The following is an 18,824-nucleotide window of genomic DNA, read 5'->3' as shown; positions in this document are numbered from 1 at the left end:
CCTGGCTCGTGTCTTTCGGATGGGACCCTTCGGCAAAAGTCCGCCAGACTGCCGAAGGGCTCCGGCTGCACATACCTGGTATCAGGTAATGCGCCGGATGCTGTCGGCTATCTCTTGTGGTTCGAAGACCTTCTTCCAGTCGTCCCGCATGAGAGCAGGGATCCCGAACTCTATCGCCTTGTTGCAGGCATCCGAGAAGACCCCGTCGACCTCCTTGAAGATCACCGCACCCAGCACGTTCATGTGACCCAGCAGGAAGTCGCGTGCGGCTTCGGCCGGAACGCCGCGGGCGATGCATTCGTCCATCGCCTGCCGCATGACAACCAGCAGCGATGCGCACACCGTTTCGGAAAGACCGGGTTCAAGCAGGGCCATCTGTTCCACGGTTACGCGATGCGAACGCATGACCGGCGCCCAGATTACCTTCGCGATCTCCTCGCCAAGGGTATAGGCTTCTTCCGGTCCCTGCATGAGGGCGGATACGATGTGCTGTTTCGCATGCACGCCGCCGAAGAAGTCGCGCTTGGCCTTCATCTCCGTCTCGTCGTTGAAAATCGGCGGATGGCAGGGATGGGTGACGAAGTAGGTGAGATCAGGGCGCTGAGGCAGATGGCCCGCAAAGGGCGCGGCTGCATCCAGAGCAATGACCATGGTACCGGGCTTCAGCTTCCCGGAGATCCCCGCCGCAACCTTGCCGATCAGTGTGTCCGGCACGGCCAGAATCACCACGTCCGCTCCGGCAAGCGCTTCGTCCGAAGGACGGCAATCTATCCCGAGGTCGGTCCTGAGCCGCGCCTGCCCCACCTCGCTCACCTCCACGTGGCGGATGTCGAAGCGCGATCCCATGAAGTTCTTGGACAGGCGGTATCCCATTTTCCCGCCGGCACCGAAGAGCGCAATTGCAGTCATGTCCGGTTTCCCTGTTGGTCTGATCCGGTGCTAACGTAACTGGTATGATGAGTCAATGAGTATTCCACCTACCGCCGCCCGTCCCTGATCTGCAGGAAGTAATCGTCCCGCCCCACCTGGCCGCCTTTCAGGGCGATCTGCAGCCCGTTGGTGGCCGGATGAGGCCCATGGGCGACGGCAAGGGGCGATCCGGGCGTGGCCGGCAGCGGCATGCAGGTGGTGAGGGCCTTGATCTTCAGCTCCCTGAGGGCATGGCTCGATGTGTCTCCCCCGGCGATGACGGCGCGGCCCAGATTCTCCTCCTCGATCAGCCTGAGGAGAAGTCGACCGAGTTCCGCCCCCAGCCGATGGCGGGCCTCCGGGTCCCTGTCGAGGGCTTCGCCCCTGTCGCTCGATGGTCCAAGGGCCGTATGGACCAGGACGCTGCGGCCCTGCCTGAGAATCTGCAGCGCATCCGCGCACGCCTTTTCCACCATCGAAGCGGCATCGCCGTGGGCGAGAGCGACGGGATCCACCGCCACCAGGCCAAATCCGTTCAAGGCTGCATGCCTGATTTGCCGTTCCGTTGTCGGGGAGACGCTGCCCGAAACCGCAGCCATCCGTTCCACCGGTCCCGCGTCTTTGAAACTGGCGGGTTCGCCAATCATCCCGGCCTGGCGCCATGCGCGGATGAGGGCGTATTCGATGCCGGACGATCCCGTCACGAAACGGCAGCCGCTTCCGATCAGGCGCAGGAGGTGCCGTCCGGCCGTCAACTGACTTTCCCTGCTGTCGACATCCATGAGGAGGATGGCCGGGCCCTTCTCCATCAGGCGGTCCAGTGCATCCGCGGCCTCCACGGAAGCCAGGAGCGCGAGGTCGGCCAGCCGGACGGGAAGATCCGTCTGTGCGGCAAGGTGAACGGCAAGGTCCGCCTCATGCATCGGCGTGACCGGATGGCGGCTCATGACCGGGTGGCGGTCGATGCGGTAGATGCCGTCCTGGTATCCGGCGAAAAGATTGCCGAAGGCCGTGTAGCGCCGAAGTTCGGGCGTGCCGACGATCAGCGGAACATGCGTGACGCCAAAGGCGGCCATGCCGATCTCGATCGCTTTGCCGATGTTTCCGATCCGGGGACTGGAATCGAAAGTGGAGCAGACCTTGTAATGACTGACGTCTGCCTTTAGCCCCTCCAGCCACCGAAAGATTGCCGGAAGCTCCCGGGACATCCATTCGGGTGTCTGGCTTCGGCTGGTTCCTGCAAGGCCGAAAGCCCTGAAATCGCCGAATCGGGCAAAGAGCGCGTCATCCGGTACGTCGAGAAAAAGCACTGTCGGCACCCCGTTGGAGGCCAGTGCTTCCATGACATCCGTGGAGCCGGTGAAGTCGTCGCCATAATAGGAAAGCAGCGGTTTGTGCATGGTCAAGCGTCCTTGGCGTTGGCGAACTTGTCCAGCGATTGCTGCAGTTCCGGATGCTCACGCGCATACTCATCGAGTGCGATCCCCGCGACCGCAGCCTCCCAGGCCTGACGGACGGCGCGAACGCCGGCACCCGGTCCAGCGGGGTGGCTGACGATCCCGCCGCCGCACAGATAGAGAAGATCGGTGGTTTGTCCTGTCCGACGATAGGTTTCCGGTGCCTGCCCGCCCCATTGGCCCGAACCGGCTACCGGGAGCGGACGATCGTCCGGTGAAAAGAGCGGTGCCTGCAGCGCCTCGAAGGACCGGACGAAACTGTCGTCCGGCTCCCAGTATTTGACCCCGATCCCGTTGATCTGAAACTGGTCGACACCCAGGAGGCGCCAGAACTGCTGGTATACCCGGAAGTCCATGCCGATGCCGGGGTGGCGGGTCAGTACATCCCATCCGTTCCTGTGGGCGTGCAACACCAGCCCCGAGCGCTTGCGCAGAAAGGCCATGCCACCCATTCCGATCGACTGGATATTGATGACCGCGCAGTTGCCGCCCGCTGCCAGCACCATGTCATGATTGCGCATCATCTGGTCAGGGTCGGTATGGCTTATTCCGAAAGCGTACATGACCTTCTTGCCGGTTTTCTGCTCGTGATCCAGAATCCGCGGCATGATCGCCTTCACGCGATGCTCGAGCGGGGAATAGGCGGGGCTCATCAGCTTCTCATCATCCTTGATGAAATCGACATCGGCCTGGAGGAGGTCCCCGACCAGCGCCGCCGTTTCTTCGGGAAGAAGGCCAAGCGCCGGCTTGACGATGGTCCCGATGATCGGCCGACCCTCGACGCCCGTCAGCCTTCGGCTGCCGGAAATCCCGAACTGCGGACCCGGATGCGCCTTGCCGAATTCCGCAGGAAGCTTCATGTCGATGACGCGAATGCCGCTCATGCCGCGTATGGAGTACACGCCGCCGATCGCGATCGTCATCAGCGCAGAGAGATCCGTTCCAATTGCGTCGAGGGGAAAGCCGATGTCCACATCGGCGCGCCTGACCGGCCCTGCTTCCGCATCGGGCTCCGGCCATGACGGCCGGTTCGCCGGAGCCAGTTCGTGAATGGCGAGAACGCGGGCCGCAACGCGGTTCTTCAGTGCTTCGGTCTCCCCGGGAACGGCGACGAAGGTTCCTGTGGACTGGTCGCTCGCAATCTTGGCTGCCATGGCCTCTATGCTGCCGCCTGTTTCGATGCGGTAGGTCACGATGATCATGTCGGGGTCCTCGGGCATGCGCTTCTTTACAGCAACTGGTATAATGAGTATGCCAATGTTGCAACGGGCAATCTCCGACCCAGACTGCTCTCTTTTCCTCCGGACAGGGAGCAGGCATAAGAGGGAAATGATGAACAAGCGGATAGCCATGACAAAGCCAGCCGAACAGATCGTCCGCCGCAAGCTGTCGGATGAAGTCTTCGACCGTCTCGAGCGCATGATTACCTCGGGCGAACTGAAGCCCGGTGATGAAATGCCGTCCGAACGGGAGCTGATGGAGCGGTTCGGTGTGGGGCGTCCCGCGATACGCGAAGCCATGCAAGCCCTCGCGGGCAAGGGGCTGGTGAGCATCTCCCATGGAGAACGCGCCCGGGTGCTCCGCCTTACCGCGGAATCGCTCTTCCGACAGGTGGACCTGACAGCGAAGATCATGCTTCAGCAGTCGACGGATTCGCTCGAGCATCTGAAGGCGGCACGGATCTTTTTCGAGAAGGGCATGGCCCATGAAGCTGCCCTGCGCGCCTGTGACTCAGACATTGCCGATCTTGCGGAAATCCTGGAAACGCAGAGGAGAGCACTCGGCGATGCCGAAGCTTTCATTGCCGCCGACATGGCATTCCATACACGCATTGCGGCCATTTCCGGCAATCCCATCTTCCGCGGCCTGAGCGAGGCAATGCTCGCCTGGCTTCGCACCTACCACACGGACATGCTGATCTGGACAGGCAAGGAAGAACTCACCCTCGCGGAGCATCGGGACATTCTGGAGCGGTTGGCGGCGCGCGACGCGGATGGTGCGGAGCAAGCAATGCGAAAGCATCTCGAGCGGTCCGCGGCGCTCTATTCTCACTGAGACGGAGGCCGGTGAAGCCGGCCTCCGTCCTCCCGTCAGGCTGCGGCCATGGCGATGTCGGCCCGGGCAGCGAGTATCTGCCGGGCTGCATGGGCGGCTTCCTTGCCCTTGATCACGAAGTGATCCTTGAAGAAGGCGATATGGGCCGCCGACTCCTGGAAGTTATGGGGTGTCAGTACGGCGGAAAGCACAGGGGTTTCGGTATCCAGGCTGACGCGCATCATGCCATCGAGAACGGTGCCGGCGACGAAATCGTGCCGGTAGATTCCGCCGTCCACGACAAAGGCCACGCCCAGCACTGCCGCGTATTTGCCGGTGCGGATCAGGGTCTGGGCGTGCAGCGGAATTTCGAGGGCGCCGGGAACATCGATGATGTCCACATTGCCGGCGTCGCCCCCCAGGTTCGCCCATTCGGATACGAAGGAATGAACGCAATTGTCGACGATATCGGCGTGCCAGCGCGCGCGGATCACGGCGATGCGGTTGCGTTCGGGTTTCACGGTCATGGTCATGTCTCTTTGCCTTTCAAGGGTTTGCCGTCTCCGGCAAGTTTGCCATCGGGCACTGCAGCCTTGCCGCAGATGCCGGTGATCCCTTGGGCGAACAGGCACATGAGGGCGCACGCCAGCCCTGGCGAGGCGACCCGATCTGCCGGTTCTCTTTCATCCGGACTGTAACCGTCGGCTCCGGCATGTCACCGGATCTGCTGACCCTGCCCGTTCGGGCAGGCGCTCGCGGGCTCCGGGACAAGCCCGATACCGCCGGTGGGGAATTTCACCCCGCCCTGAGAACGATACCAATCTAGCCACTACCGTTGGTCCGGACAAGCTTTCAAGCGGCATCCCTACGGGCATTTGCGTCGTTGTCAGCGATACGCTGTGTTCACAGGCGAACGCCATGATCGGCCGACAGCACCCGCAGGGCGTCAGCCAGTTCGTTCTGCCTGCGCGCCTGATCCCAACCCAGCGCATCTGCCGCCAGATCCGCCATGGTCTCCAGCGTCGGGCGGGTCATGCGGCCCTGTACCGCCAGCATGCACCGTCGAAGGGCGAGGTCCGAAAGATGAGCCACCATCTCGTTGCGGATGATCCAGTCGAGCTCGCGCCGCGAATAATCCGGTGCGTCCGGCAAGCGGTCGGCATCCGGATAGGGGCTCGGATCCTTGAGGATCGCTTCTGCCGTTGTGCCGTAGCGCGCCAGCAGTTCCTCCGCGCGTTCCGGCGTGACGCCCGTTTCCGCAGCGAGCTGCGAAGACCATGCCGCCCGGGCTGCAAAGTCACGGGGCATTCCCCGCCCTCCGCCGATCGGCAAGCTGCGTGTCGAGACCTTTCTCGGCTTTCCGACCCGCTGAAGAACGAGGTCGGCCACTTCTTCGGCAAAACCGCGGAAGGTTGTCCATTTCCCGCCGACGAGAGAAATGACCGGGAAAGGACGCCCGGGCACGGGCTCCAGCACAGGCGCGCTGTGATCCCGGCTGATCAGGCCGGGATTGGCCGCATCCGAAGCCGGCAGCGGGCGGATGCCGGCATAGGTATAGACGATCTGCTCCCGGTCGAAACGCAGGCCCGGAAGCAGGCTTCTCAAGCTCTCCAGAAAATAGTCGATTTCCCAGTCCTCGCATCGGACATCCTCGGGATTGGCGGCCTTTATGTCGGTCGATCCGACGAGGGCACGTCCGAGATAGTCGAACACCAGGCAGATCCGCCCGTCATCGGCTTCGAAGTAGATCATCCGCCCATCGAGCTGACGCACGAGTTCGTCGTGTTTCAGGAGGATGTGGGAGCCCTTTGTCCCGCCGATCAGACGGGTTGGCGTTCCCAGCTGGCTGTTGGCTTCGTCGATCCACGGTCCGGCGGCGTTGACCACGATGCGGGGCCGGACTGTCAGCAGATCGCCCCCTGGCCGACGAAAGGTCAGCCGGCCGTCTTCCGATGTGATCAGCCGCGCACCGTTGAGCGCGACGGACTCGCCGCTTGCGGCCATCCCGTCCTTGAGGAGTTCCATCACCAGCCGCTCGGGTGCGCTGATCTTGGCGTCATAATACAGACCGGCCGCAACGATTGCAGGCGTCAGGGCAGGCAGGTCCGCAAGCGCCCTGGATTTCATCATCATGCGGTGGCGCGGCATCGCGCGGGCGCGCGAACCGTAGAAATCGTAAAGCCAGAGGCCGATCTTGACGAGAAGGGCGCCGCGGCTGCGGGGAGCCGTGGTCGAGCCGAAAAGCGTCCGCAATGCCGCCCCGACTCCCTTCATCCACGAAAAGACCGGAATGACCGTCGGAAGCGCCTCGACCAGATGGGGCGCATTTCGCAGCAGAAGGTTTCGCTCCAGCGTCGATTGCGCCACAAGCCGGAATTCCCCCGTCTCGAGATACTTGATGCCGCCGTGGATGAGACGCGAGGGAGCGGCGCTTGTGCCCGATCCGAAATCCGCCTTGTCAACGATGAGGCAGCGCAGCCCCTGTTCGCAAAGATCGCGGAAGAGCCCGGCACCGTTGATGCCGGCGCCGATGATGCAGACGTCGATTTCGCTGCCGTCGAGTGATCGAAGCCGGTTCCGGATGTCGTCCTGGAAGGAAGATGTCATGTGCGGGTTGTCCTGACGAGCATTAAGGGTACGCCGGCCTTTTCCAGCCATACGGCTTCGGCCGGTGGAAGGCCGTCGGTCACCAGCACGGCGTCGAAGGCAGTGAGATCCTCGAGGAGATGGAGGGCGGTCTTTCCGAACTTCGAATGATCGAGAAGCAGGATCTTTCGCGCTGCCGCGGCCATCATGGCCTGTTTGACCGCAACCACCTGCTGATCCTGAATGAAGGCCGACAGTCCCTGGACGGCTGAGGCCGAGCAGATCAGAAGATCCGTTCGCAGCCCCCGGAGGGCATTCAGGCACAGGTGACCGATATAGGCATTGTAGGTGCGGTGATACTGCCCCCCGACGGAGATCAGATCGATTTCGTCCATCTCCCGAAGCACGTTCGACGCGGTCACGGAGTTGGTGACGACCGTCAGCGGAGCGCATGCTCCCAGAAGCGGGGCAACGGCGCTGGCCGTCGTCGAATCGTCCAGCATGATCACCTGGCCTGGCTGGATATGGGAGAGGGCGGCTTCGGCGAGTGCCTGTTTCTCGCGCGAAGCGACGCCCGACCGGTAGCGGAAATGGCTTTCGTAGATTCCGGAAGGCTGAGCGCTGACGGACCCATGCAGTTTTCGCAGAACGCCCTGCTGTGCAAGGCGGTCGATGTCCCGGTGAATGGTCATGCGCGACACGCCGAAATGGGCGGCGAGTTCGTCGATTCTCACCTCTCCGCGTTGGGTGACAAAGTCGGCAATGGCCTCGATCCGCGTTCTCTCTGGTGTCATGCCTGCCCCCTCTCGGCCAGGGTCTCGATGCGTGGCCAGAGCGGCTTCATGGCGGCCGCCATGTCCAGGAAAAGCGCGTATCGCTCATTCATGTCACCTGCCCGGGCCGCATCGGGTTTATAGACGCGAGACAGGGCTTGGAGATCGCGGGGATCATCGAAGGGCGAGGAAAAAAGCCCCGCGCCGGCACCTGCACAGAGGGTCGCACCCCAGGCCGCGGCCTCCTCGGTCTCGGTAACCGTGACAGGCATGTCGAGGATATCGGCAAAAAGCTGTGCGAAGGCAGGGTTGCGCGATATCCCGCCGGTCAATCGCGCCACCTCGACATCGAATCCCTCTCTCAGGGATTCGACATGAATGCGGTGATTGAAGGCAATGCCTTCAAGAACGGCGCGCAGCATGTCTCCCCGCCCATGCCATCCGTGCAGGCCGGCAAATGCTGCGCTCGCCTGGGCGCCATAGGGGGATCCGAAGAGGAAGGGATGGAAAAGCACGCCTGACGGCCGCTGACGGGCATGATCGATCTCGGCGCGGAGCAGATCATGCACCGACATTCCGCTGCGCGCCGCCTCCTGATGGGCGTCCTGGCAGAGCGTATCGAGGAACCAGTCGTAATTGGCAGCCGAGGCCGGCGAGATCGACATGTTGTTCCAGGTGCCTGCGTCGATGCCGTTGCGGCAGAACCACCGGGGATCGACCTTGGGCACGCGTGACAGAACCTCGTTGATCGAGTAGGTGCCTGCCACGATGGCGACCGTTCCCTCGCGATGACCACCGATGCCCAGCGCGGATGCCGTGACGTCGTGCAGGCCCGCGACCACCGGGGTACCCTCGCAAAGGCCGGTGACAGCGGCAGCTTCCCGGCTGACATAACCGACGATGTCGGCGGGCCCTGACACCGGCGGCAGTGCACCGAACAGAGCCTCGAGACCGAAGATCCGGAGCGCCTGAAGCGAATAATCCTGCCCCCGGACGTCGGTGAAGGAGGTGCTCGCTTCGGTCCTGTCCGTTCCGATCGTTCCGGTCAGGCAGAAACGCAGCCAATCCTTGCAGGCGAGGATATAGGCGATGCGCGAGAAGCGCTCCGGCTGGTGTTCCCTTATCCAGCCAAGAATGGCGGAGGGCGCAGAGGCATGCGGTTGCTGACCGGTGACCTTCAGCGCGTCACGCGCCACTGTGCCTGCATTCCATTGGTCCGCAATGGCACCTGCCCTGCTGTCGAGGGAGAGGATCCCGGGTCCGAGAGGATTGCGGTCGCGGTCGAGCAGATAGACGCCATCCCCATGCGCGGTGGCCGCCACACCTGCAATCTCGGATGCGGCACGCGCGGAAAAGGCAATCGCCTCAGCGATTGCCTCGGCCGTGGCCCGCCAGAGCCCGGTCATGTCCCGTTCCACAAAGCGCGGCTGAGGCATGTCCTGTGGAACCCGCCGTCTGGCAACCGCTATCGCCCTGCCGCTTTCATCGAAGATTACCGCCTTCGTGACCGTAAGGCCGTTATCGATGCCCAGAAGCAATGCCATTTGCACTCTCCACCATGCGTGTTTCCGTCACCGGGTTACCACAAGTCAGAGAAGAACGTAACGCAATTTCTTGTTACGTATTGTGATATCTAACGTTATAATCTCAGTCAGTTCGGGAGAGCGGGGCAATGATCACGTTGATCCGCTTGGCCTTCATCCGTTCCAGGTGCTCGCGCGAGATGTTCTCGTCGACGATCACCATGTCGAACTCGGAGAGGGCCGCAAAGCTGTGGAGTGCGCGTCGTTCGAACTTGGTGTGGTCTGCAAGCAGTATGCGCCGCGCCGCGCAATCGAACATGGCACGTTTCGTTTCCACCATTTCCGGTGACTGGTGGAACACGATGTCGTCCATGATCGCCGACATCGACATGAACACGGTATCCGCCCGTAGCCTGCGGATCTCGTTGGTGGTCATCCGGCCCATGAACGCGTTGCACCAGTTGTAAAACTGCCCGCCGAGCCCGAGAAGGGTTACATCCCGGATATCCTTGAGCTCGTTCATCAGGGTCAGCGAGTTGGTGATCGCGGTGAGCGGAACCTTTGCCGGCAGCCCTGTCGCCATTTGAAGGACGGTGGTGGAATCATCGAAAAAGACCGCCTGTCCGGGCTCGATGAATTGCAGGGCGGCTTCGGCAATGGCCTTCTTTTCAGCAGCCTGCCGAGTTGCACGATAGAGATCGCTCGATTCGATCAGGCTTGTCGGGGCGGCGGAGACAACGCCTCGGGTTTTTCGGAAAAGGCCCCGGCTGACGAGTTCGTCGACATCGCGGTGCGCGGTCATCAGCGAAATGCCGAACCGCTCCATGAGGTCCTCGATGCGCATCGAGCCCTCAGCAAGAACAGCTTCCGCGATCAATTGCCGTCTGGCGATCTGGCGCGCGTGCCGGCTGTCGCTGGGCACCTGGTCCGCCATCAATTGCCCGACTCTGGCTTTCTGTGTCACGGCTCCCCCCGCAATCCCGCTTGATTGGTGAAGTCTCCTACATCGAAATCCGGGCAAAAGGCAAAAGCGAGCCGCTGCGCCGACGAAGCAGCGCGCGATCGGTTCTCGAGCCTCTCTGCGGTTTTCGGACGCGCAACCCTTGCTGCAGCGCCATGTCTGGTCCCGGCGGGTCGAGCCGGGGAAAGGGAGGGCGCCGGAAGCGCCCTCCCGGGATATCGGTTACTGGCTCAGGGTGAACGGGCCGGTATACTTGTCGACGTTATCCTTGGTGATCAGGAGGCAGTCGAACAGCTGCTTTTCGGTCGCAGCACCGGTCTTGCCGGTCTTGATGAAGCTGTCGGCCTGCTTCACCGCTTCGGCGGAGAAGACAGCAACCGGCTGCAGGACGGTGTACTGCATTTCGCCAGCCTTGATGGCTGCAACAGCGTCCGGCGAACCGTCGAAGCCGCCCACCTTGACCTGTGCGAGCTTGCCGGCTTCCTTGAGTGCCGCGATGGCGCCGAGGGCCATTTCGTCGTTACCGGAGATCACGCCGATAATGTCCGGGTTTGCCTGCAGCATGGACTGCATCTTGTCGTGGCCCTTGGTGCGGTCCCAGTCGGCCACTTCCTTGGCAGCCTTCACGAGATCCGGATACTGGGTCAGCACGGTTTCATAGCCGTTCGAACGGGTTGCGGCGTTGTTGTCCGCCGGGTTGCCGAAGAGTTCGGCATACTTGCCGGACTGGCCGACGCTTTCGACCCACTGGGTAGCGCCGAGGGCAGCGCCCTGTGCATTGTTCGAAACCAGCTGAGCCTTCGCCAGGCCTTCCTGGTTGATCTCGGCGTTTACGAGGAAGACGGGGATGCCGGCATCCACGGCCTTCTTCACGGCGCCAACCGAACCGTCGGCATTGGCCGGGTCGAGGATGATGGCGACCGACTTGTTGGTGATGGCGGTGTCGATCAGCGTGCTTTCGGTGTTGGTGTCACCCTTGTGAGCGCTGACGGAAGCCGTGTAGCCGAGCTTTTCGGCGGTTTCCTTGGCCACGTTGCCTTCGGTCAGCCAGTAGGGGTTGGCCGGGTCGTTGACGATGATGGTCATCAGGCCGTCGGCCCAGGCCGAGCTGGCGAACATGGTTGCTGCAGCGGCTGCGGCCAGCAGGACGCTCTTGGTTTTCTTGAACATGTCTCTCTCCCATTTGATGAGCTTGGTCGTTTGCCGGTCACCCGGCGGTGCTTTCCCGCAGCTGGCGCGCCTTCGATTTTTCGTTCGGCCGTGGCGGAGAAGGTCGGAAAATGGACGTCAGGCGGATTTTGCCCGACGGCCACCGTATTGGATGCTGTTGAGCAGAACGGCGAGAACGATGACCGCGCCGGTAAACACCGTCTGCCAGTAGGACGAGACGCCGATGATCACGAGGCCGTCCGAGAGGAAGCCGATCACGAAGGCGCCAAGCATGGTGCCACGGATCGTCCCGCGCCCGCCGGTGAGGGCAGCGCCTCCGATCACGACGGCTGCAATTGCGGTCAGCTCGTAGGTGGTGCCGGCGGTCGGTCCTGCCGAGGTGAGCTGCGACGAGAGGACCAGGCCTGCAATGGCCGCACAGATGCCCGAGAGCACATAGACGGTGATCTTGACGCGCTTCACCGGTACGCCCGAGAGATCGGCGGCGCGTTCGTTGCCGCCCGATGCGTAGAGCCATCGCCCGAAGGCCGATTTCGACAGCATGATCCCGCAGAGGATCGCGAGCGTCGCCAGCACCAGCACGCCGATCGGCACGCCGAACAGACGGTTGAAACCAAGCCAGTCGAAACCGGTATTGCCGAGCTCGGGGCGACCCGAAAGATTGTTGAAGGTCAGCCCGTTGGTCATCAGCAGTGCAAAACCCCGGGCGCAGTACAGTACGCCCAGCGTTGCCACGAAAGCCGGGACGCGCAGATAGGCGATAAGAACGCCGTTCACTGCTCCGATCAGGGCGCCCAGCGCACAGGTCAGAACGACCACCGCCCAGACCGGCGGGTAGAGAATGACGCCGAAATAGTTCAGGGTGACGCCCTTCATCAGGTATCCCGCGACCACGCCGCAAAGCCCCAGTGTCGAGCCAACCGACAGGTCGATGCCCCCGTTCAGGATCACGAGCAGCATCCCGATGGCGAGAAGGCCGAAGATGGCCACATGCGACGCCATGATCAGGAAATTGTTGAGCGTGAAGTAGTAGGGCGACAGGAAGGAGAACACCGCGATGATGACGATGAGCGCGAAGAAGGCGCGGCCTTCCAGCAGCAGATGGCCGAGATCGAAAGACCTTTTGGCCGGTGCCGCCTGAGAGGTTTTTGCGTTGGTGACTGACATGATCAGCGCTCCATGTATTCAGGCTAGTGGGCCACGGACTCGCCCGAGGCGGCCATGATCTTTTCTTTGGTGACGTCCGACGTGAATTCCGCCGAGATGCGCCCGCGGCGCATGACGATGATGCGATGGGCGATGGAGAGGCACTCGCCCACTTCCGAGGTGGAGTAGATGACGGCAAGCCCGCTCCTGGCGCGTTCCGCCAGAAGCTTGAAGACTTCCGATTTCGCGCCGATGTCGATCCCGCGGCTGGGTTCGTCCAGAAGGATGACCTCCGGGTTGGTGGCCAGCATCTTGCCGATCACCACCTTCTGCTGGTTTCCGCCGGACAGCGAGCCGATGGCTGCCGCGCCCCCATCGGTCTTGATATGAACTTTGCGGATCGCCTCGTCGACGATCGCCTGTTCGGCGCTCCGCGAGGTGAAAAGGCCGCGGACGAAATTGCCGATGCTGGCGAGCGAAAGATTCTGTCCGACGGACATGGTCTGGACGAGTCCGTCGCGCTGGCGGTCCTCCGGCACGAGGACAAGGCCGCGGTCTATTCGCTCTGCGATGGAAAGACCCGATACTTCCTGTCCCTTGAGCCGCACCCGTCCTGACGATGCCGGGAGCCGGCCGGCAACGCATTCGAGGAGCTCCGTGCGTCCCGCACCCATCAGGCCGTAAATGCAGACGACCTCGCCGGCGCGAACGCTGAGCGACATGTTGTCCACCACGTTGTAACCGGCACCGGCGGCATCGGGAACGCAGAGATTTTCGACGGAAAGGGCCACGTCACCGATGGCGTGACCCGTGGGGGGCGTGCCGAGATCGAAGTTTTCGCCCACCATGTTGCGGACGATCCACTCCAGATCGATGTCCTTGCGCTCCGCATAGGCGGTCATGTTTCCGTCGCGCAGGACGACGGCGTGGTTGGTGATCTGAAGGGCCTCCTCCAGGTGGTGCGAGATGTAGACGATCGAGACGCCCTTGCTCTTCAGGTCGCGGATGACCTTGAAGAGCACTTCGACCTCGGTCGCGCTCAGGGCCGAGGTGGGCTCATCCATGATCAGGATCCGGGAATTGACCGAAAGGGCCCGGGCAATTTCCACGATCTGCTGCTGTCCGAGGCGCAGGTCTTCGACCAGCGTGAGCGGATCGATGTCCTCTTCGAGTTCGGCCATGAGGGCGCGCGTCTGCCGCTCTTCCTCGGCGAAGTCTACGCCGGTCGACGTCATGATCTCCCGGCCCATGAAGATGTTGTCCCGCACGTTCATGTTCGGTGCGAGCGACAATTCCTGGTGAATGATGGAGATGCCGCTGTCGCGGGCATGCGACGAGGACGAGAAGACCACCGGCTTTCCATCGAGGATGATTTCGCCCGAGGTGGGCTGGACGACGCCGGAGAGGATCTTCATCAGGGTCGACTTGCCTGCCCCGTTCTCTCCGAAAAGGGTGGTTACCTGCCCGCGGTGAACCTCGAAGTTCACTCCCTTGAGCGCGTGGACGTTTCCGTAGGATTTGGCGATGTTGCGCGCCGCCAGAACCACTTCGCCGATCTGGTCCGTTGCGCTCATTGCACGTTCACCTTCACCGGCGTCACCATCCAGCCCTTCGGGTTTATCAGCTTGAAGACCCCCGTGATCTCGACGGTCTTTCCCGTAAGGGTCGCCGGATCGAAGGCGGAGAGAACCTGCTTCTTCATCTCGTTGTTGATGGCGGAGCCGGCGTCCTGGTACTCGATCTGGTTCTTGAACTGCCCGAATTCGATCGTGCCGGTGGCGTCGCGCAGGTCCGTGCCGTTGATGGCCGGGCCAGTCTGCACGCGAACGACGATATCCTCCGGCAGGCCCTCGACCTTCACGACATGCATGTTGCCCTTGCGCTCTCCCACGACGCCCTTGAAGCTCACGGGAATGACGGGACCCACGCTGGTCGCAACACCATACTTCTTGCTTGCGGCAGCCTTGTCGGCGGTGATGGCGGCGAGGAGTTCGGCGGCGGGAGCGGCACGCTTCAGGATGTCGGCCTGAGTCTTCGGAAACTGTTCCGCACCGAATGCGGGTGCCGAGAAGCTCTTCACCTGGACGTCGTGCTCGGAGCCGATCTTCACGACCGTCGTATCCAGTGCGATCGCCGCAATCACCACCAGGCCGGCGGCGATGCTCAGCAGCACACGCCTTGAAGCTAGAGGCGCTTTCGACGAGGTGGCTTCAGCCTGGGAGCTCATGGGGGTTCAACCTTGCAGTTCGTTACGGTCCGTTCGGGCCAGTCGGTCTGGCGGGTGTGCAGTCGTCAGCTGTGAAAAACGCTCGAGAACAGGCGAGAGCCACCGATGGCTCCGCGAAGCTGAGGGATGATCATGGCGACCAAATCCTTCATGGAATCTCCTCCACCTGCTCGGGCGCCAGCCGCACGTTCCTCCCGCGCCCCGCTCGCCCATCCTTGAAATCTCATGATGTGATAGATCTGTGTTATCAACATAACAAAGGATGGTATAAAAGGAGGGGCCTGTCAATGCCGCTTTCGGCACCTCTCTGCTGGTTGAGCGGGCAAAATCTGCGCAAAAAATGTGCTGCGATGCACTCGTCTAGGTCGGGTTATGGGTGCGGCGCAAAATATGTCCGGGGGACAGTGCAGGACCTGCGAGGTGCGTGTCCGGCAGAAGGAGAACTGAGAAATAGTCAATATTGTCAGTAAATTATCCAGATATTCCCGTCGAAGGCAAGGCTTGTGTCGAAGTTCGCGTGGCGATGCTGACGGACAGGTGTCAGTGCTCTTGCGGACGTCTCGCGACCCTCAGGCGCTGGAGTGGTGTTTTCCTTCCGGGAGGCTGTTGACAGGACGGGACGAGTATGAAAAAAAATTCGTAAGCAGAAAAATATTACGGATCTCGCGTTATCATTGTGGGATATGTCTCCGGCGGTTTTGGCTTCCGGGTGACCCATGCGCTCGTGTCGCTCGTTGCTGAGTGTGCGGGAACTGCCCAGTATGCGGACCTGGCGTCCTTCGGGAGCCGGTTCGAGGAGCGCGGGAGGAGGATGCAAGGGATGATCGGCATTCGGTATCAAAGGCTATGGGCGCCGCTGCAGGGAGAGCGCCATGGTTGACATGCGTGATCTGATCATCGGCATCGATGCCGGAACGTCCGTGATCAAGGCTGTCGCCTTCGGCCTTCGCGGTGAACAGCTCGAGACGTCGTCCGTGCGCAATCGCTATGCGATGGGGGCCGATGGCTCGGCAACCCAGTCGCTTGAGCAGACCTGGGCAGATTGCGTTGCCGCCCTCAAGGGTCTGGCGCTGAAGGTGGAGGGGCTTGCGCGGCGCACTGCCGCGATCTCCGTGACTGCCCAGGGCGATGGAACATGGCTGGTGGGCAGCGGCAACAGGCCCGTGGCGAATGCGTGGCTCTGGCTCGATGCGCGCGCCGCACCGACCGTACGCCGGCTTTCGGCCGGTGCTGCCGATCGTGCCCGCTTCGAAGCGACCGGAACGGGCCTGAATACGTGCCAGCAGGGCAGTCAGATGGCCCACATGGACAGGCATGCGGCGGACCTGCTCGACCGGACGGAAGTAGCCCTGCACTGCAAGGACTGGCTCTATCTCAACCTGACCGGCATCCGTGCAACGGACCCCTCCGAGGCCAGCTTTACCTTCGGCAATTTTCGCAATCGCCGGTACGACGACACCGTGATCGCTTCGCTCGGGCTCGAGCATCGGCGCCATCTTCTGCCGGAAATCATCGATGGAACGCAGATTACCCACGGGTTGACGGCAGCTGCTGCTTCGGCAACGGGCCTGCTCGAAGGGACCCCCGTATCGCTCGGCTATGTGGACATGGTGATGACGGCTCTCGGTGCCGGCGTCCGTACCGGCGGCCTCAATGCGGCCTGTTCGACCATCGGCTCGACGGGTGTGCATACGCAGGCAAAGCCTGTGGACGCGGTTGCCCTCAATGCGGAGGGAACGGGATACGTGATCTGTCTGCCGATCCCTGGTATCGTCACGCAGGTCCAGACCAATATGAGCGCAACGCTCAACATCGACTGGGTGCTGGGCCTTGCCGGGGAACTGCTGACCGAGTTCGGCGCGGCGGCATCCCATGCGGACCTCGTTGCCAGGATCGATGGCTGGATGGCAGCCGCGCAGCCGGGCGCCGTTCTCTACCACCCATATATTTCCGAGGCAGGAGAGCGCGGACCCTTCGTGAATGCGGATGCCCGCGCCGGATTTGTCGGCCTGTCCATGCGCCATCGCTTTCCCGATCTTCTGCGGGCGGTGATCGAGGGGCTCGGCATGGCCACGCGCGATTGCTACTCGGCCATGGGTGAAATGCCGTCGGAGCTGCGGCTGACGGGCGGTGCTGCCCGGTCCCGGGCACTGCGCTCCCAGTTGTCCGCTGCCGTGCGGGCACCGGTGCGGATCTCCGCGCGGGAAGAGGCGGGCGCTGCGGGTGCGGCCATGATGGCGGCCGTGGCCATCGGCGCCTATGACGGCATGGATGCCTGTATCGCGGATTGGGTCACGCCCCTGCTCGGGGAGGCGGAGGCACCCTCCGGTGAACTCGCTGACCGGTATGACCGGCTCTATCCCTCTTACGTCAACACGCGGCAAAGCTTGCCTTCCATTTGGGATGCGCTGGCTGCGGAACAGGGGCGCGGCGCGTCCTGAACATGAAGGACGTTCGGCAGACGTCCCTATCAAGATGAGCGGGTGCGACAAGCGCATCCCGAGGAGAATGTGATGGCAGATGCAAGTATGGTCGATCTTTTCGTGATCGGCGGAGGGATCAACGGTGCGGGGATTGCCCGTGATGCGGCCGGCCGCGGCCTTTCCGTCATCCTCTGCGAGAAGGGTGATCTGGCCGAAGGCACATCCTCCCGGTCCGGCAAGCTGGTCCATGGCGGTCTGCGCTATCTGGAATATTACGAGTTCCGTCTGGTCCGCGAAGCGCTGATCGAACGCGAGGTGCTGCTGAATTCCGCCAGCCACATCATCTGGCCGATGCGCTTCGTGCTTCCCCACAGCCCTGATGACCGTCCGGCATGGCTCGTCCGCCTGGGTCTCTTCCTGTATGATCATCTCGGCGGTCGCAAGCGGCTCCCGGGAACGCGCAGCCTCGATCTCCGTCGCGATCCGGAGGGCGCGCCGATCCTGGGCAAGTACACGAGGGGTTTCGAATATTCCGACTGCTGGGTGGACGATGCCCGCCTCGTGGTCCTCAACGCGCTGGATGCTGCCGAAAGGGGCGCGCGCGTGCTGACCCGCACCGCCTGCATCAGCGCCCGCCGGGACAATGGTGCATGGACGGTGACCATGCGCAACGAGCGGACGGGCGCAACCGAGACAGTGCGCGCACGCCTGATCGTCAATGCCGGCGGTCCTTGGGTCAACGATATCGTCGGCCGGGTGGCCGGTTCGAACAGCAGCCGCAATGTGCGGCTGGTGAAGGGCAGCCACATCATCGTGCCGAAGTTCTGGGAAGGCAGCCAGGCCTACCTCGTCCAGAACCACGACAAGCGGGTCATCTTCATCAATCCCTATGAGGGTGACAAGGCGCTGATCGGCACCACGGACATTCCCTATGAGGGCCGGCCGGAGGAGGTGCAGGCAGACGAGGCGGAGATCGATTATCTCATCGCCGCCGTAAACCGGTATTTCAAGGAAAAGCTGAGCCGCAAGGATGTGATCACCAGCTTCTCGGGCGTGCGCCCTCTGTTCGACGATGGCAAGGGCAACCCCTCGGCCGTCACCCGGGACTATGTCTTCGATCTCGACGAGACCGGCGGTGCGCCCATCCTCAATGTCTTCGGCGGCAAGATCACCACGTTCCGCAAGCTCTCCGAACATGCGCTGCAGAAGATCGCCGTCCATTTCCCCAGGATGGGGCCCGACTGGACGAGAACGGCGACATTGCCGGGCGGGGAAATACCGGACGCCGACTATGTCCGCTTCATCGATGCGACGAAGTCCGCCTATCCCTGGATGCCACGCAGCCTGATGCAGCATTATGGGCGTCTTTACGGCGCGCGCCTGAAGCAGATCGTGGCCGGCGCAACCGGCCTGGACGGACTGGGCCGTCATTTCGGTGCCGATCTCTACGAAGCGGAAGTCCGCTACCTGGTGGCGCGGGAATGGGCCGAGACGGCAGAAGACGTGCTTGTCCGGCGCACAAAGCAGGCCCTGCATCTGACGCCTGAAGAGAAGGCGGCGTTCGAGAGCTGGTTCGCTGCCGAGTTCGACCGCGCCGCCGCCTGAATTCAAGGAT

The 18,824-nt window shown here is 62.5% G+C and carries 15 protein-coding genes and 1 riboswitch; of the genes, 3 read left to right on the top strand and 12 right to left on the bottom strand.

The window, feature by feature from the left end:
* Positions 1-81: 81 nt before the first annotated feature.
* From GGR23_RS17395 to oiaX, 3 genes are all read right to left on the bottom strand, one after another.
* Positions 82-909: a phosphogluconate dehydrogenase C-terminal domain-containing protein gene (locus GGR23_RS17395; protein ID WP_183367605.1), complete on the bottom strand. Its 828-nt coding sequence runs from the start codon at positions 907-909 to the stop codon at positions 82-84.
* A gap of 68 nt (positions 910-977) precedes the next feature.
* Positions 978-2,309: a four-carbon acid sugar kinase family protein gene (locus GGR23_RS17390; RefSeq protein WP_183367604.1), complete on the bottom strand. Its 1,332-nt coding sequence runs from the start codon at positions 2,307-2,309 to the stop codon at positions 978-980.
* A gap of 2 nt (positions 2,310-2,311) precedes the next feature.
* Positions 2,312-3,568 (bottom strand): 3-oxo-isoapionate-4-phosphate decarboxylase OiaX, encoded by a 1,257-nt coding sequence (gene oiaX, locus GGR23_RS17385; RefSeq protein WP_183367603.1) that lies wholly within the window; start codon positions 3,566-3,568, stop codon positions 2,312-2,314.
* Between the two features lie 148 nt (positions 3,569-3,716).
* Here oiaX and GGR23_RS17380 point away from each other — a divergent pair, with 148 nt between their 5' ends.
* Entirely contained in the window at positions 3,717-4,421 is a 705-nt protein-coding gene (locus tag GGR23_RS17380) for a transcriptional regulator NanR (protein ID WP_183367637.1), read from the top strand.
* Positions 4,422-4,456: 35 nt separating this feature from the next.
* Here GGR23_RS17380 and GGR23_RS17375 read toward each other — a convergent pair whose 3' ends face one another.
* The 9 genes from GGR23_RS17375 to GGR23_RS17335 form a co-directional block, all read right to left on the bottom strand.
* A complete protein-coding gene (locus tag GGR23_RS17375) occupies positions 4,457-4,933 on the bottom strand; it encodes a 6,7-dimethyl-8-ribityllumazine synthase (RefSeq protein WP_183367602.1) in 477 nt (158 codons plus the stop codon).
* Between the two features lie 138 nt (positions 4,934-5,071).
* A riboswitch (FMN riboswitch) is annotated at positions 5,072-5,217 on the bottom strand.
* Between the two features lie 86 nt (positions 5,218-5,303).
* Entirely contained in the window at positions 5,304-7,007 is a 1,704-nt protein-coding gene (locus tag GGR23_RS17370; protein ID WP_183367601.1) for a glycerol-3-phosphate dehydrogenase/oxidase, read from the bottom strand.
* Positions 7,004-7,780: a DeoR/GlpR family DNA-binding transcription regulator gene (locus tag GGR23_RS17365; protein ID WP_183367600.1), complete on the bottom strand. Its 777-nt coding sequence runs from the start codon at positions 7,778-7,780 to the stop codon at positions 7,004-7,006. The genes GGR23_RS17370 and GGR23_RS17365 overlap by 4 nt, the downstream gene beginning before the upstream one ends.
* A complete protein-coding gene (locus GGR23_RS17360) occupies positions 7,777-9,303 on the bottom strand; it encodes an FGGY-family carbohydrate kinase (protein ID WP_183367599.1) in 1,527 nt (508 codons plus the stop codon). Before GGR23_RS17360 ends, GGR23_RS17365 begins: the two co-directional genes overlap by 4 nt.
* Before the next feature lie 103 nt (positions 9,304-9,406).
* Positions 9,407-10,216, bottom strand: coding sequence for a DeoR/GlpR family DNA-binding transcription regulator (locus tag GGR23_RS17355; protein ID WP_183367598.1), 810 nt, complete (start codon positions 10,214-10,216; stop codon positions 9,407-9,409).
* 249 nt (positions 10,217-10,465) lie between these two features.
* The gene (locus GGR23_RS17350; protein ID WP_183367597.1) at positions 10,466-11,413 is read right to left on the bottom strand and encodes a D-ribose ABC transporter substrate-binding protein; all 948 of its coding nucleotides are present in this window, start codon (positions 11,411-11,413) and stop codon (positions 10,466-10,468) included.
* Between the two features lie 117 nt (positions 11,414-11,530).
* Entirely contained in the window at positions 11,531-12,580 is a 1,050-nt protein-coding gene (locus GGR23_RS17345; protein WP_183367596.1) for an ABC transporter permease, read from the bottom strand.
* Positions 12,581-12,603: 23 nt separating this feature from the next.
* On the bottom strand, positions 12,604-14,133 hold the full coding sequence (locus GGR23_RS17340) for a sugar ABC transporter ATP-binding protein (RefSeq protein ID WP_183367595.1): 1,530 nt from the start codon (positions 14,131-14,133) through the stop codon (positions 12,604-12,606).
* Positions 14,130-14,786, bottom strand: coding sequence for a DUF2291 family protein (locus GGR23_RS17335; protein WP_183367594.1), 657 nt, complete (start codon positions 14,784-14,786; stop codon positions 14,130-14,132). The genes GGR23_RS17340 and GGR23_RS17335 overlap by 4 nt, the downstream gene beginning before the upstream one ends.
* A gap of 872 nt (positions 14,787-15,658) precedes the next feature.
* Here GGR23_RS17335 and GGR23_RS17330 point away from each other — a divergent pair.
* Both GGR23_RS17330 and GGR23_RS17325 read left to right on the top strand, forming a co-directional pair.
* The gene (locus GGR23_RS17330) at positions 15,659-17,227 is read left to right on the top strand and encodes an FGGY-family carbohydrate kinase (protein WP_183367593.1); all 1,569 of its coding nucleotides are present in this window, start codon (positions 15,659-15,661) and stop codon (positions 17,225-17,227) included.
* Between the two features lie 72 nt (positions 17,228-17,299).
* Positions 17,300-18,814, top strand: coding sequence for a glycerol-3-phosphate dehydrogenase (locus GGR23_RS17325; protein WP_183367592.1), 1,515 nt, complete (start codon positions 17,300-17,302; stop codon positions 18,812-18,814).
* Positions 18,815-18,824 lie beyond the last annotated feature (10 nt).

Origin of the sequence: Gellertiella hungarica, from assembly GCF_014197145.1 — a bacterium.
GTDB classification, from domain to species: domain Bacteria; phylum Pseudomonadota; class Alphaproteobacteria; order Rhizobiales; family Rhizobiaceae; genus Gellertiella; species Gellertiella hungarica.
This window is presented reverse-complemented; position numbering and strand designations above follow the sequence as displayed.

What these genes read in the sequence shown, in the direction of transcription:
- GGR23_RS17375 (WP_183367602.1), bottom strand. Translation starts at nt 4,933, where the DNA reads ATGACCATGACCGTGAAACCCGAACGCAACCGCATCGCCGTGATCCGC.
- GGR23_RS17340 (WP_183367595.1), bottom strand. Translation starts at nt 14,133, where the DNA reads ATGAGCGCAACGGACCAGATCGGCGAAGTGGTTCTGGCGGCGCGCAAC.
- GGR23_RS17395 (WP_183367605.1), bottom strand. Translation starts at nt 909, where the DNA reads ATGACTGCAATTGCGCTCTTCGGTGCCGGCGGGAAAATGGGATACCGC.
- GGR23_RS17355 (WP_183367598.1), bottom strand. Translation starts at nt 10,216, where the DNA reads ATGGCGGACCAGGTGCCCAGCGACAGCCGGCACGCGCGCCAGATCGCC.
- GGR23_RS17345 (WP_183367596.1), bottom strand. Translation starts at nt 12,580, where the DNA reads ATGTCAGTCACCAACGCAAAAACCTCTCAGGCGGCACCGGCCAAAAGG.
- GGR23_RS17335 (WP_183367594.1), bottom strand. Translation starts at nt 14,786, where the DNA reads ATGAGCTCCCAGGCTGAAGCCACCTCGTCGAAAGCGCCTCTAGCTTCA.
- GGR23_RS17350 (WP_183367597.1), bottom strand. Translation starts at nt 11,413, where the DNA reads ATGTTCAAGAAAACCAAGAGCGTCCTGCTGGCCGCAGCCGCTGCAGCA.
- oiaX (WP_183367603.1), bottom strand. Translation starts at nt 3,568, where the DNA reads ATGATCATCGTGACCTACCGCATCGAAACAGGCGGCAGCATAGAGGCC.
- GGR23_RS17380 (WP_183367637.1), top strand. Translation starts at nt 3,717, where the DNA reads ATGACAAAGCCAGCCGAACAGATCGTCCGCCGCAAGCTGTCGGATGAA.
- GGR23_RS17365 (WP_183367600.1), bottom strand. Translation starts at nt 7,780, where the DNA reads ATGACACCAGAGAGAACGCGGATCGAGGCCATTGCCGACTTTGTCACC.
- GGR23_RS17360 (WP_183367599.1), bottom strand. Translation starts at nt 9,303, where the DNA reads ATGGCATTGCTTCTGGGCATCGATAACGGCCTTACGGTCACGAAGGCG.
- GGR23_RS17330 (WP_183367593.1), top strand. Translation starts at nt 15,659, where the DNA reads ATGGTTGACATGCGTGATCTGATCATCGGCATCGATGCCGGAACGTCC.
- GGR23_RS17390 (WP_183367604.1), bottom strand. Translation starts at nt 2,309, where the DNA reads ATGCACAAACCGCTGCTTTCCTATTATGGCGACGACTTCACCGGCTCC.
- GGR23_RS17325 (WP_183367592.1), top strand. Translation starts at nt 17,300, where the DNA reads ATGGCAGATGCAAGTATGGTCGATCTTTTCGTGATCGGCGGAGGGATC.
- GGR23_RS17370 (WP_183367601.1), bottom strand. Translation starts at nt 7,007, where the DNA reads ATGACATCTTCCTTCCAGGACGACATCCGGAACCGGCTTCGATCACTC.